This is a genomic window from Streptomyces sp. NPDC059906 (genome assembly GCF_042730645.1).
Classification (GTDB): domain Bacteria; phylum Actinomycetota; class Actinomycetes; order Streptomycetales; family Streptomycetaceae; genus Streptomyces; species Streptomyces rubrogriseus.
Genome location: NZ_JBHWKU010000002.1, coordinates 382,572 through 396,059 on the forward strand (window position 1 = coordinate 382,572; position 13,488 = coordinate 396,059).

General features: G+C 71.3%; 9 protein-coding genes. 4 read left to right on the top strand and 5 right to left on the bottom strand.

Annotation, left to right across the window (positions count from 1 at the left end; genetic code table 11):
- Positions 1–96: 96 nt before the first annotated feature.
- The gene (locus ACFV9J_RS04735; protein WP_385349806.1) at positions 97–2,358 is read left to right on the top strand and encodes an ATP-dependent RecD-like DNA helicase; all 2,262 of its coding nucleotides are present in this window, start codon (positions 97–99) and stop codon (positions 2,356–2,358) included.
- Between the two features lie 237 nt (positions 2,359–2,595).
- The gene (locus ACFV9J_RS04740) at positions 2,596–3,894 is read left to right on the top strand and encodes a citrate synthase (protein ID WP_385349809.1); all 1,299 of its coding nucleotides are present in this window, start codon (positions 2,596–2,598) and stop codon (positions 3,892–3,894) included.
- Positions 3,895–4,714: 820 nt separating this feature from the next.
- Here the strand turns inward: ACFV9J_RS04740 and ACFV9J_RS04745 are convergent.
- From ACFV9J_RS04745 to ACFV9J_RS04760, 4 genes are all read right to left on the bottom strand, one after another.
- Positions 4,715–7,045: a heavy metal translocating P-type ATPase gene (locus tag ACFV9J_RS04745; protein ID WP_385349812.1), complete on the bottom strand. Its 2,331-nt coding sequence runs from the start codon at positions 7,043–7,045 to the stop codon at positions 4,715–4,717.
- 35 nt (positions 7,046–7,080) lie between these two features.
- Positions 7,081–7,323 (bottom strand): heavy-metal-associated domain-containing protein, encoded by a 243-nt coding sequence (locus ACFV9J_RS04750; RefSeq protein ID WP_016326279.1) that lies wholly within the window; start codon positions 7,321–7,323, stop codon positions 7,081–7,083.
- Positions 7,324–7,423: 100 nt separating this feature from the next.
- Complete coding sequence (locus ACFV9J_RS04755; protein WP_385349816.1) at positions 7,424–8,011, bottom strand: GNAT family N-acetyltransferase; 588 nt, start codon at positions 8,009–8,011, stop codon at positions 7,424–7,426.
- Positions 8,012–8,071: 60 nt separating this feature from the next.
- Positions 8,072–8,263, bottom strand: coding sequence for an AlpA family transcriptional regulator (locus ACFV9J_RS04760; protein WP_016326277.1), 192 nt, complete (start codon positions 8,261–8,263; stop codon positions 8,072–8,074).
- An 807-nt stretch (positions 8,264–9,070) separates the two neighbouring features.
- Between ACFV9J_RS04760 and mmsA the strand changes: the two genes are divergently transcribed.
- Positions 9,071–10,573, top strand: a complete 1,503-nt coding sequence (mmsA, locus tag ACFV9J_RS04765) for a CoA-acylating methylmalonate-semialdehyde dehydrogenase (protein WP_385349819.1) — start codon at positions 9,071–9,073, stop codon at positions 10,571–10,573.
- A 103-nt stretch (positions 10,574–10,676) separates the two neighbouring features.
- Here mmsA and ACFV9J_RS04770 read toward each other — a convergent pair whose 3' ends face one another.
- A complete protein-coding gene (locus ACFV9J_RS04770; protein WP_385349822.1) occupies positions 10,677–11,594 on the bottom strand; it encodes a hypothetical protein in 918 nt (305 codons plus the stop codon).
- 344 nt (positions 11,595–11,938) lie between these two features.
- Here ACFV9J_RS04770 and ACFV9J_RS04775 point away from each other — a divergent pair, with 344 nt between their 5' ends.
- The gene (locus ACFV9J_RS04775; protein ID WP_385349825.1) at positions 11,939–13,363 is read left to right on the top strand and encodes an APC family permease; all 1,425 of its coding nucleotides are present in this window, start codon (positions 11,939–11,941) and stop codon (positions 13,361–13,363) included.
- Positions 13,364–13,488 lie beyond the last annotated feature (125 nt).

Here is a 13,488-nt window from a genome sequence, read left to right on the forward strand (position 1 = left end):
CGATCCCCGCCGGCACCGGGGCGACCGCGGCAGCGCCCGGTGCCGGTCGCGGCCCGGGACGCACCCCCTGTCAGTCCCCACCGGTACCGTCGGATCATGCCCAACCAGCCCCCCGCGGCCACCGGCGAGCGGCGGCTCGCCACCCTCGAAGGCGTCCTGGAGCGCGTCACGTACGCCAACGAGGAGAACGGCTACACCGTCGCCCGCGTCGACACCGGCAGAGGCGCCGGCGACCTGCTGACCGTCGTCGGCGCGCTGCTCGGTGCGCAGGTGGGGGAGTCGCTGCGGATGGAGGGGCGCTGGGGGTCGCACCCCCAGTACGGCAAGCAGTTCCACGTGGAGAACTACACGACGCTGCTGCCCGCCACCGTGCAGGGCATCCGGCGTTATCTGGGGTCCGGGCTGGTCAAGGGGATCGGGCCGATCTTCGCCGACCGGATCACGCAGCACTTCGGGCTGGACACGCTCACCATCATCGAGGAGGAGCCCAAGCGGCTCATCGAGGTGCCCGGCCTCGGGCCCAAGCGGACCAAGAAGATCGCCGACGCCTGGGAGGAGCAGAAGGCGATCAAGGAGGTCATGCTCTTCCTTCAGACCGTCGAGGTGTCCACCTCCATCGCGGTGCGGATCTACAAGAAGTACGGGGACGCCTCCATCTCCGTCGTGAAGAACCAGCCCTACCGGCTCGCCGCCGACGTGTGGGGCATCGGCTTCCTCACCGCCGACAAGATCGCCCAGTCCGTCGGGATCCCGCACGACAGCCCGGAGCGGGTCAAGGCCGGGCTGCAGTACGCGCTGTCCCAGGCCACCGACCAGGGGCACTGCTACCTCCCCGAGGAGAAGCTGATCGCCGACGCGGTGAAGCTGCTCCAGGTGGACACCGGGCTCGTCATCGAGTGCCTGGGCGAGCTGGCCGCCGAGCCGGAGGAGCCGGACGAGGACCCCGGGGTCGTGCGGGAGAAGGTGCCGCATCCGGAGGGGGGTGAGCCGATCACCGCCGTCTATCTCGTGCCCTTCCACCGGGCCGAGCAGGCCCTCGCCGGGCAGTTGCGGCGTCTCCTCCACACCGACGACGACCGGATGCCCGGCTTCCAGGACGTGGCCTGGGACAAGGCGCTCGGGTGGCTGAAGCGGCGCACGGGCGCCGATCTCGCGCCCGAGCAGGAGGAGGCCGTCAAGCTCGCGCTCAGCGAGAAGGTCGCGGTGCTCACCGGCGGGCCCGGCTGCGGCAAGTCCTTCACCGTGCGGTCCATCGTGGAGCTGGCGCGGGCCAAGAAGGCGAAGGTCGTGCTGGCCGCGCCCACCGGGCGGGCCGCCAAGCGGCTCGCCGAGCTGACCGGCGCCGAGGCGTCCACCGTGCACCGGCTGCTGGAGCTGAAGCCCGGCGGCGACGCGGCGTACGACCGGGAGCGGCCGCTCGACGCCGACCTGGTGGTGGTGGACGAGGCGTCGATGCTGGACCTGCTCCTCGCCAACAAGCTCGCCAAGGCCGTACCGCCGGGGGCCCATCTGCTGCTCGTCGGGGACGTCGACCAGCTGCCCAGCGTCGGGGCCGGGGAAGTGCTCCGGGACCTGCTGGCGCCCGGCAGCCCGGTGCCCGCCGTCCGGCTCACGCGCGTCTTCCGGCAGGCCCAGCAGTCGGGTGTCGTCACCAACGCGCACCGGATCAACGCCGGGCAGCACCCCGTCACCGACGGCATGAAGGACTTCTTCCTCTTCGTCGAGGACGACACCGAGGAGGCGGGGCGGCTCACCGTCGACGTCGCCGCGCGGCGCATCCCCGCGAAGTTCGGGCTCGACCCGCGCCGGGACGTGCAGGTGCTGGCGCCCATGCACCGGGGACCCGCCGGGGCCGGGACGCTGAACGGGCTGCTCCAGCAGGCCGTCACCCCGGGGCGCCCGGACGTGCCGGAGAAGCGGTTCGGCGGCCGGGTCTTCCGGGTCGGCGACAAGGTCACCCAGATCCGCAACAATTACGAGAAGGGCGAGAACGGCGTCTTCAACGGCACCGTGGGCGTCGTCACCTCGCTCGACCCGGTCGACCAGCGCCTCACCGTGCTGACGGACGAGGACGAGGAGGTGCCGTACGACTTCGACGAACTCGACGAACTGGCCCACGCCTACGCGGTCACCATTCACCGGTCCCAGGGAAGCGAGTATCCGGCCGTGGTGATCCCCGTGACGACCGGGGCCTGGATGATGCTCCAGCGGAACCTGCTGTACACGGCGGTCACCCGGGCGAAACGGCTGGTCGTCCTCGTCGGGTCGCGCAAGGCGATCGGGCAGGCGGTGCGGACGGTGTCGGCCGGGAGGCGGTGTACGGCGCTCGACTTCCGGTTGGCGGGGCCCCGGACCTGAAACCTTCCGGTAAACCTCCCGGACCGTGTGAAATAAATGATCGATCAAACGAGTCGGAAAGGTCACACAGCACTTCCGGATGGGCCCCGGAGGGGGCAGGATGAGCAAGTTGGCGGCACTGAGTGCCGCCAATAGGCCCGATGGTCGACCCCGAGTGCACTCTCCTGAGCCAAGTGGGGGATGGTAGAGACAGTCAGGGCACCTCGAAGATGAGGCACTACGTCGGTGAGGGAAGACGTGAGCGAGCACACCAACAACTCGGTAGTACTGCGGTTCGGCGACGGCGAGTACACCTACCCGGTGATCGACAGCACCGTCGGTGACAAGGGCTTCGACATCGGGAAGCTCCGCGCCCAGACCGGTCTGGTGACGCTGGACAGCGGTTACGGCAACACCGCCGCCTACAAATCCGCCATCACCTATCTGGACGGCGAAGCCGGCATCCTCCGGTACCGCGGCTACCCGATCGAGCAGCTGGCCGAGCGCTCCTCCTTCGTGGAGGTGGCCTACCTGCTGATCAACGGCGAGCTGCCGACGGTCGACGAGCTGTCCGCGTTCAAGGGCGAGATCACGCAGCACACTCTGCTGCACGAGGACGTCAAGAACTTCTACAAGGGCTTCCCGCGCGACGCCCACCCGATGGCCATGCTGTCGTCGGTGGTCTCGGCGCTGTCCACCTTCTACCAGGACAGCCACAACCCGTTCGACGAGCGTCAGCGCAACCTCTCCACGATCCGGCTGCTCGCGAAGCTTCCGACGATCGCGGCGTACGCGTACAAGAAGTCGATCGGCCACCCGTTCGTCTACCCGGCCAACAACCTCGGCTACGTCGAGAACTTCCTGCGCATGACCTTCTCGGTCCCGGCGCAGGAGTACGAGCTGGACCCGACGGTCGTCGCGGCCCTCGACAAGCTGCTGATCCTGCACGCGGACCACGAGCAGAACTGCTCGACCTCCACGGTCCGCCTGGTCGGCTCCTCGCAGGCGAACATGTTCGCCTCGATCTCCGCCGGCATCAACGCCCTGTGGGGCCCGCTGCACGGCGGCGCCAACCAGTCGGTGCTGGAGATGCTGGAAGGCATCCGCGACGCGGGCGGCGACGTCGACTCCTTCATCCGCAAGGTGAAGAACAAGGAGGACGGCGTCCGCCTGATGGGCTTCGGCCACCGGGTCTACAAGAACTTCGACCCGCGCGCCAAGATCATCAAGGCCGCCGCGCACGACGTGCTCTCCGCGCTCGGCAAGTCCGACGAGCTGCTGGACATCGCCCTGAAGCTGGAGGAGCACGCGCTCTCCGACGACTACTTCGTCTCGCGCAGCCTCTACCCGAACGTCGACTTCTACACCGGTCTGATCTACCGGGCCATGGGCTTCCCGACCGAGATGTTCACGGTCCTGTTCGCCCTCGGCCGGCTGCCGGGCTGGATCGCCCAGTGGCACGAGATGATCAAGGAGCCGGGTTCCCGCATCGGCCGCCCGCGCCAGATCTACACGGGCGTCGTCGAGCGCGACTTCATCCCCGTCGAGGAGCGCTGAGCCGCACGGCACCCCCGCAGCGCGTCTGGTGAGTCCCGTACCGCCCCGAGTGGTACGGGACTTTTCCGTGCGGGGACATCCGTGCCGGGGCCTTCGTGTCCGGACAGCAGAAGGCGCCCTGGCGCCGGTCCCCCCACGGGCCGACGATCCAGGGCGCCTTCCCATGTCCCGGTGCGGATTCCCCCCACGGGATCCGGCCGGGCGTCTGTGAGGACAGCGCCTGAATTCGCTGTGTCGTGCTGGTCCTGCTGGTGGTGCCTGCCGCGCGGTCTGCCGGGACAGCGCACGCCCGGGAGGGCCGCTCAAAGCTTCCCGGTGTACGTGTCCCGGCAACGCAGCTCTGGGAAAGTCCCCCAAGACATCCCCAGATGCCAGGTGGCGCCCCCCAAGACGCTGCCTGACATCGCCAACTTAGACCTTCGAACCCCTTCGATGGTTACGTTCGCATCACTGTGATCTGCGTCTCTTGCATATGTCCGTTAGGTGCGCAAGAGCCCCGTACGACGCACGGGCCTCAAGCGTAAGGAAGATGCGCGAGCCTTGTGAAGAGCTTATGTGAGGTGCGTGCCGGACTCCAGAGGCGCAGCCCCTCGACCTGCATGAAATGCGGACCACTCGTCGCGGCTCGTCCGCCCCCGCCACAGCGCGGACATCGCCGAGATCGCCGCCACCGTCCTGGCCGAAGGCGGGCACACCGGCCGCACCTACGACCTGACCGGGCCCCGGCTGCTCACCTCGGCCCTTCACGGCCGGCGCGCGCAGCATGTGAGCAAAGGTGCGGCGGGCCCGGTCGGCGGGCGGTGCGTGGACCGGTGCGGGGCTATCGGAACGCGCGCAGCCGGAGGCTGTTGGTGACCACGAAGACCGAGGAGAAGGCCATCGCCGCCCCCGCGATCATCGGGTTCAGCAGCCCGGCGGCGGCCAGCGGCAGCGCGGCCACGTTGTAGCCGAAGGCCCACACGAGATTGCCCTTGATCGTGGCCAGGGTGCGCCGGGAGAGCCGGATCGCGTCCGCCGCCACCCTGAGGTCCCCGCGCACCAGCGTCAGGTCGCCCGCCTCGATCGCCGCGTCCGTACCCGTACCCATCGCCAGGCCCAGATCGGCGGCGGCGAGGGCGGCCGCGTCGTTGACGCCGTCGCCGACCATGGCGACCGTACGGCCCTCGGCCCGCAGCCGCTCCACCACCGCGACCTTGTCCTCGGGCAGCACCTCGGCGATCACCTCGTCGATGCCGACGGCCGCCGCGACCGACTCGGCCACCCGGCGGTTGTCGCCGGTCAGCAGGACCGGGGTCAGCCCCAGCCGGCGCAGTCCGGCCACCGCCTCGGCGCTGGTCTCCCTGACCGCGTCGGCCACGGCGAGGACTCCGCGCGCCGCACCGTCCCAGCCGACGACGACGGCCGTACGGCCCCGCTGCTCGGCCTCGTCCCTGGCCCGGGACACCTCGGGCGGCAGGGCGTCGTGGAGGCGACCCACGGTCACCTCGCGGCCCTCCACGCGCGCGCGTACGCCGCACCCGGGGACGTTCTCGAAGTCCTCGGCGCCCGGCAGCGTGCCGAGCCTCCCCCACTCTCGGCTTCGCTCGAGCGGGGGGACCCCCATCTCGGCGCCGGCGGCGATCGCGCGGGCCACCGGGTGCTCGGAGGCGTGCTCGACGGCGCCCGCGAGCCGCAGCAGCTCCTCCTCGTCGGTGCCCTCGGCGGCGTACACCTCGTGCAGGGTCATGCGGCCGGTGGTGACGGTGCCGGTCTTGTCCAGGACGACCGTGTCGACGCGCCGCGTGGACTCCAGCACCTCCGGGCCCTTGATGAGGATGCCGAGCTGGGCGCCGCGACCGGTGCCGACCAGCAGCGCCGTCGGGGTGGCCAGACCCAGCGCGCACGGGCAGGCGATGATCAGGACGGCGACGGCCGCGGTGAACGCGGCGACCGTGTCACCGGTGGCACCGAGCCAGCCGCCGAAGGTGGCGAACGCGATCAGCAGCACGACGGGGACGAAGATCCCCGAGATCCGGTCGGCGAGCCGCTGCACCTCGGCCTTGCCGCTCTGCGCGTCCTCCACCAGCTTCGCCATCCGCGCCAGCTGCGTGTCCGCGCCCACCCGGGTCGCCTCCACCACCAGCCGGCCCCCCGCGTTGACCGTGGCGCCGGTGACGGTGTCGCCGACGGTGACGTCCACCGGCACGGACTCGCCGGTCAGCAGCGAGGCGTCCACGGCCGAGGCGCCCTCGGCCACCGTGCCGTCGGTGGCGATCTTCTCGCCGGGGCGTACGACGAACCGGTCGCCCACGGCCAGCCGGGACACCGGTATCCGCACCTCGCGGCCCTCGCGCAGTACGGCCACGTCCTTGGCGCCCAGCTCCATGAGCGCCCGCAGCGCGGCCCCCGCGCGGCGCTTGGAGCGGGCCTCCAGCCAGCGGCCCAGGAGCAGGAAGGCAGTGACCCCGGCGGCGGCCTCCAGATAGATCGCGGAGGCGCCGTCGGTGCGGGAGACGGTGAGGTCGAAGCCGTGCCGCATGCCCGGCATGCCCGCGTCCCCGAAGAACAGCGCCCACAGGGACCAGCCGAACGCCGCCAGCGTGCCGAGCGAGACCAGCGTGTCCATGGTGGCCGCGCCGTGCCGCACGCCCGTCCAGGCGGCGCGGTGGAAGGGCAGCCCGCCCCAGACCACGACGGGCGCGGCCAGGGTGAGCGAGAGCCACTGCCAGTTGTCGAACTGGAGCGCCGGGACCATCGCGAGCAGCACGACGGGGGCGGCGAGGAGGACGCAGACCAGCAGGCGCTGACGCAGGGCCGACAGCTCCGGGTCGCCGTCGCCGTCGCCGTCCCCGCCCCCGGTGCCGCGCTCCCCGGCGTCGGCCTCGTCGGCGGGCTCCGGTGGCGGCGCGGGCTCCTCGGCCGTGTACCCGGTCTTCACGACGGTGGCGATCAGGTCGGCGACCGGGGTGGTCGCCGGGTGGCTCACCCGTGCCTTCTCCGTCGCGTAGTTCACCGTGGCGGTGACACCGTCCATGCGGTTGAGCTTCTTCTCGACGCGGGCCGCGCAGGAGGCGCAGGTCATCCCGCCGATGAGCAGCTCGACCTCGGCGAGACCGGGATCGGGCCCGGTGGCCGTCGTGGAGGTGCGCGTGTCCGCGGTGGTGCTGGTCATGGTCCGGACTCCAGAACGGGGTGGGTGCGCCGGGCTCAGACCCGGCCGACGAGCTCGAAGCCCGCCTCGTCCACGGCGGCGCGTACGGCGGCGTCGTCCAGGGGTGCCCCGGAGACGACGGTGACCTCGCCGGTGGAGGCGACGGCCTGCACGGAGGCGACGCCCGCGATCTCGGAGATCTCGCCGGAGACGGCGCCCTCGCAGTGGCCGCAGCTCATCCCGCTCACCTTGTAGACGGTGGTGACGGAGTCCTGGGTGGTGTCGGTCTGGGCGGTCATGTCGTTACTCCTCGTCGGGGGTGTGCACAGGGCGGGTACCCGTGGCCCGGTCCCGGACCACTCACCCCCACCTTACCCCTAGGGGGTATGAAGGCGAGGCTCACCCGTCACCTGCGTCGCGTCCGTGCGCGTCCGTGCGCGTCCGCGCCTCCCACTCGTGGTCGAGAACCGCCATCAGTACGTCGTCCACCCATACGCCGCCCCGCAGGGCGGCCTCCCGGCGCACCCCCTCCACCACGAAGCCGGCCTTCTCGTACACCCGCCGGGCCCGCGGGTTGTCGGCGTAGACCTCCAGCTGGACCCGGTGCAGGCCGACCCGTTCGAAGGCGTGCCCGACGATGAGCCGCGTAGCCTCGCTGCCCAGCCCGCGGCCGCGTCCCCGGGGCCCCACGAGGGTCCGGAAGGTGCAGCCGCGGGCCGCGGGGTCCCACTCGTACAGGACGACCTCGCCGACGAGTTCGCCGGTGGCGCGGTCGGTGACGGCGAGGTCGAGGCGGTCGGGATCGGCGGTGCGCACGCCGTACCAGGAGCGCAGTCTGTCGAGGGTGAGTTCGGTGGTGGGTTCGAAAGTGAAGCGGACCACCTCCGGGTCGTTGACGATCTCCCACATCACGTCGGCGTCCTCGGCGGTGAACGGCCGAAGGACGGTCTTGTCGCCGGTGAGCACGGGTTTCTCGGAGAAGTCCATGCACGGCACTGTGCCCCACCCGGCGGTGGGGCACAGAACGGTTTTCGCGCGGTCCCGCCGCTACCGGTTGCGGTTGCGGGGGCGGGACGCCACCCAGGCCCGGACCGTCTCCGCGTACCAGTACGGCTTTCCGCCCTCCACGTGGTCGGGCGGGGGCAGCAGCCCGTGCTTGCGGTACGACCGAACGGTGTCCGGCTGGACCTTGATGTGGGCCGCGATGTCCTTGTAGGACCAGAGCCTTCGGTCGGTCACTAGTCGCACCTCCCTGCGCGCGCCGCGGCGGCGACCGGGGACGGCCGCCGGGGGGAGCCGGGCGCTGCGCTGGCGATCACCAAGCCTGTTCCGGGTGAACGACGCGGGGTGACGGACGGTCAGGGCCCGTTCCCGGGTGTGACGGAAGACCCGCGTGCGCGTGACATGTGTGACGCGGAGGGCGCTTTTGTGACACGAGTGCCACACAGGCGTACGCCGTCGTTCAGGCGCGGCGCGTTGACTGCGGCGGACGGAGGTGTTCCGCCGTACGACCCTCGGCCGCGCCTCGGCCGCCACTCGGCCGCCACTCGGACTACGTCGTCCGAATGTCCGGACAAAACATTGACAGGCCGCACGCGCGGGGCTAGAAACCGGGGTGACGCAAGGGTGCGGGCAAGGAGGGAACGCGATGGCGCACGACCCGACGGCACACGGCCGGGGCGCCGGTTCCCCCACCGAACGCCTCCGGCGCGGGAAGGCGGCCTCGCCCTGGCAGGAGCGAGGCACGAGCGCCAACTCCCCGCTCGTACCGGCTCCGCGCCGGAGGTTCCCGCGTCGCGCCCCGGCGCGGGCCGCCCACACTGCCCCACGTGTCTACGCGGACACCCAAACCGCAGACACAGTGTCGGGCGCGCCCGCGGCGCCCGGCTGCTGGGATGGAGTCATGGCCGAGGCCGCGACCCGACCGTCCCCGGTCCCGGCCCGTGAGCAGCGCGAACAGCGTCTGCTGCACGAGCACGAATTGCGTCAGCTGCACCCACGGCACGTCTCGACCCGTCGCCGCCATCTGTGAAGGAGTTCTCGGTCATGACGAACATCGTCAACCACTGGATCGGCGGCAAGACCGCCGAAGGCGCCTCGGGCACGTACGGGCCGGTGACGGACCCGGCGACCGGCGAGGTCACCACCAAGGTCGCCTTCGCCTCCGTCGACGAGGTGGACGCCGCGGTCGCCGCCGCCAAGGAGGCGTACCTGACCTGGGGTCAGTCCTCGCTGGCGCAGCGGACCTCGATCCTCTTCCGCTTCCGGGCGCTGCTGGACGCGCACCGCGACGAGATCGCCGAGCTGATCACCGCCGAGCACGGCAAGGTGCACTCCGACGCGCTCGGCGAGGTGGCGCGCGGCCTGGAGATCGTGGACCTGGCCTGCGGCATCAACGTGCAGCTCAAGGGCGAGCTGTCGACGCAGGTCGCCACCCGCGTGGACGTGTCCTCGATCCGGCAGCCGCTCGGTGTGGTCGCGGGCATCACGCCGTTCAACTTCCCGGCGATGGTGCCGCTGTGGATGTTCCCGATCGCCATCGCCTGCGGCAACACCTTCGTGCTCAAGCCGAGCGAGAAGGACCCGTCGGCCGCCGTGAAGGTCGCCGAGCTGCTCTCCGAGGCGGGTCTGCCGGACGGCGTCTTCAACGTCGTGCACGGCGACAAGGTGGCCGTGGACCGCCTCCTGGAGCACCCGGACGTCAAGGCGGTCTCCTTCGTCGGGTCGACCCCGATCGCCCGCTACATCCACACCACCGCCTCCGCCCACGGCAAGCGCGTGCAGGCCCTCGGCGGCGCCAAGAACCACATGCTGGTGCTGCCTGACGCCGACCTCGACGCGGCGGCCGACGCGGCGGTCAGCGCGGCCTACGGCTCGGCCGGCGAGCGCTGCATGGCGATCTCCGCGGTTGTCGCGGTCGGTGCCGTCGGCGACGAACTGGTGCAGAAGATCCGCGAGCGCGCCGAGAAGATCAAGATCGGCCCCGGCACCGACCCGTCCTCCGAGATGGGCCCGCTGATCACCAAGGCGCACCGCGACAAGGTCGCCTCCTACGTCGAGGGCGCGGCGGCCGAGGGCTGCGAGGTCGTCCTGGACGGCACCGGCTACACGGTCGACGGCCACGAGGACGGGCACTGGATCGGCCTCTCGCTGCTCGACCGGGTGCCGACCACCGCCAAGGCGTACCAGGACGAGATCTTCGGCCCCGTCCTGTGCGTGCTGCGCGCCGACACGTACGAGGAGGGGGTGGCCCTCATCAACGCCTCGCCGTTCGGCAACGGCACCGCGATCTTCACCCGGGACGGCGGCGCGGCCCGCCGCTTCCAGCTGGAGATCGAGGCCGGCATGGTCGGCGTGAACGTCCCGATCCCGGTCCCTGTCGGCTACCACTCCTTCGGCGGCTGGAAGGACTCGCTCTTCGGCGACCACCACATCTACGGCAACGACGGCACGCACTTCTACACCCGCGGCAAGGTCGTCACCACCCGCTGGCCCGACCCGGCCGACGCCCCGGCGGGCGTGGACCTGGGCTTCCCGCGCAACCACTGAGGCCGCGCCGTCACTTGGGTCGCGCAACGACCAAGGCCGTGCAGACGCTCCCGGCCCGCCGAACGGTACGGCGGGCCGGGGGCGTCGGCGCGTCACCGGCGGGTCACTGGCCTATGGCCGCGTCCCGCTGCTTCCTGACCTGCTCGGTGAGGTCGCCGGTCTGGGCGGCGGGCGGAGCCGTGATCTTCTCGGTGGCACCGAACTTCACGAAGTCCATGTTCACGGTCATCCCGGCGCCGGTCTGCGAGATCCGCACCGGCAGGTCCTTGCCGTCGACCCAGATGTCGCAGGTCAGCTCGCCGCCGTTCGCCTCCAGGGCGGCGACGGCGGCCTTCTTCTCGGCCTCGGTGAGCTTGGACTTCTCGATGTGCTCCGCGCCGACGCTGCCCCGGTAGTGGGTGGTCTTCTTGCCGAGGACGGTCTCCTCGCCGAGGTCCTCCACCTCCGTGGAGGCCGTCATGTAGCGCAGCGTCGCCGTCGGGTCGGCGTTGGCCGCCATGTTGTCGGCGCCCGCCTCGCCCGTCACGGCGGCGACGTCGACGCGCATCCACTCCTTGCCCGCGATCGGGCCGCTCGGCTGGGGATCGACGTCGTAGTAATAGGCGCCGTCGACCATGATGACCCGCGTCGTCGGGTCGTCCTGGAGGGCGCTCATCTGCGCGGCGGCGGTGTCCATCTCGACGTCCATGGCCGCGCCGTCCCCCCAGGAGTACGTGCCGTCCATCGAGATCGGCTCGCCGCCGGTCGCCGACAGCTCGGTCGTCGTCCTGACCTCGGCGGAGCCCAGCTCCTCGGTCCGGTCGGTGGCCCGGGTGAGGGCCGACATGACCGCGGTCCCCTTCTCCCCGGCCTGGTCGCCCGTCCCCGTCGCCGTGGTCTCCGTCGCCGCCGTCTCCGTCGCCGTCGCCGCCGTCTCCGTCGCCGTCGTCTCCGTCTTCGCGTCGTCCGAGCCGCACGCGGTCGCCGCGACCATCGCGGCCGCCGTGAGCCCCACCCAGGCCGCCCCGTACTTCAGCTTCATGAGTCCCCACCCGTTGCTGAGATCCTGTGATTCAACTGTGCGAAGGACTCTACCGGCCCCCACCGACAGCGTCCGGATACCAAACGACGGCACGTTTTTTTGGCCCGTCCCCTACGGTTCCCGCACGGCTCAAACTCCCGTTGCGTCAAGGGTCATGTTGCTGTTTCCGGATGTACGGACGGCCTTGATCAACGGTTTCCGTAGGTAAACACCCATTGACGCGGCGGTTTTCGTCGGGATTCCATCTGGCGTCGGGAGCGGACCAGAACGACGTACGACCCAGCCTCCGGAGGCGATAGCGCTCCCTCGCGACCCACGCCGCACGAGTCGATCGGAACCGCTCCATGACCGACACGCTCCGCCCCGCAGAGACCGCCGCCGCGCCCTCGGACGCCGTCACGGCGCCTCCTCATTCCCGGACGCTCAAGCGCTCCATCGGGGTCGTCGGCGGCACTCTGCTGACGCTGTCGTGCGTGACCCCCGCCTCCACGCTGTTCGTGGTCGTCCCCGACCTCTTCGGCTCGCTCGGTACCGCCACCGCCCTGACCATCGCCATCGGCTCCCTGCTCTGTGTCGCCGTGGCGTTCTGCTACTCGGAGCTGGGCACCCTGGTCCCCAGCGCGGGCGGCGAGTACGCCATGGTGTCGACCATGGCCGGGCGCCTGGCGGGCTGGCTGGTCTTCGTGCTGTCCCTGCTGGTCGTCATGATCGTGCCCCCGGTGATCGCGATGGGCACGGCCGACTACCTCGAACCGGTCCTGCACCTCGACCCGTCCCTGGCGGGCGCCGGTGTCATGCTGCTCGCCACCCTCGCCGGGCTGCTCGACCTGCGTGCCAACGCCTGGATCACCGGCGTCTTCCTGGTCCTGGAGGTCATCGCCGCGGCCGTCGTCGCGGTGCTGGGCTTCGCCCACGCCGAGCGCGGACCCGGCAGCCTGGTGTCGATGGAGGTGGGCGGCACGGGCGGCGGCGCGGACCCCGTGACGGCCATGCTGGTCGTCTCCGGGCTCGCCATCGCCCTCTTCATCACGCAGGGCTTCTCCACCGCCGTCTACCTCTCCGAGGAGTTGGAGAACCCGCGCCGCAACGTGGCCCGCACGGTGCTGGCCACCCTCGCCATCTCCACGGTGATCATCCTGGTCCCGGTCGCCGCCATCACCCTCGGCGCCGCCGACCTGGCCGAACTGACCGGCGGCGACATCGGCGCCATGGTCACCGCCTGGTCCAACTCCGCGGTCGGCACCTTCGTGAGCCTGTGCGTGGCGCTCGCCATCGTCAACGCGGGCATCGTCATGGTCATCCAGAACTCGCGCGTGCTGTTCGCCTCCGCCCGTGACAAGGCCTGGCCCGCCCCGGTCAACGGACTCCTCGCCAGGCTCGGCCGGTTCGGCTCCCCGTGGGTCGCCACCCTCGCCGTCGGCGTGCCGGGCGCGGCGCTGTGCTACGTCAACCTCGACACCCTGTACGGCGTCACCGGCGTCTCGGTGACCGCGATGTACCTGCTGGTCGCGGTCGCCGCCCTGCTGTCCCGGCGCGGCGCACACCGGCACGCGCACGCGTGGCGCATGCCCCTGTGGCCGGTGGTGCCGGTCCTGCTGATCGCGGTCCTCGCCTACGTCCTGACCCAGCAGGAGGCGAGCCACCTGCTGCTGACCGGCTCCATCGCCGCCGTCGCCACCCTGTACTGGGCCCTGTACCTGCGCCCGCGCCGCGCCACCCGCTGGCTGGTCACCGTCCCGCAGGACGTCCACGAGCCCGCCGGGGCGTGACGGCCCGCGGGGCGCGACCGTCCGCGGGCGTGATGGTCCGCTGGCCGCCGACCCCCGGTCGCTGGCCGCCGACCCCCGGCCGCTGGCCGCTGGCCGCCGACCGCCGACCGTCGGACCACGACGCC

Coding starts and splice junctions, on each gene's coding strand:
- ACFV9J_RS04735 (WP_385349806.1), top strand. CDS start 97: ATGCCCAACCAGCCCCCCGCGGCCACCGGCGAGCGGCGGCTCGCCACC.
- ACFV9J_RS04745 (WP_385349812.1), bottom strand. CDS start 7,045: ATGACCAGCACCACCGCGGACACGCGCACCTCCACGACGGCCACCGGG.
- ACFV9J_RS04750 (WP_016326279.1), bottom strand. CDS start 7,323: ATGACCGCCCAGACCGACACCACCCAGGACTCCGTCACCACCGTCTAC.
- ACFV9J_RS04755 (WP_385349816.1), bottom strand. CDS start 8,011: ATGGACTTCTCCGAGAAACCCGTGCTCACCGGCGACAAGACCGTCCTT.
- mmsA (WP_385349819.1), top strand. CDS start 9,071: ATGACGAACATCGTCAACCACTGGATCGGCGGCAAGACCGCCGAAGGC.
- ACFV9J_RS04770 (WP_385349822.1), bottom strand. CDS start 11,594: ATGAAGCTGAAGTACGGGGCGGCCTGGGTGGGGCTCACGGCGGCCGCG.
- ACFV9J_RS04775 (WP_385349825.1), top strand. CDS start 11,939: ATGACCGACACGCTCCGCCCCGCAGAGACCGCCGCCGCGCCCTCGGAC.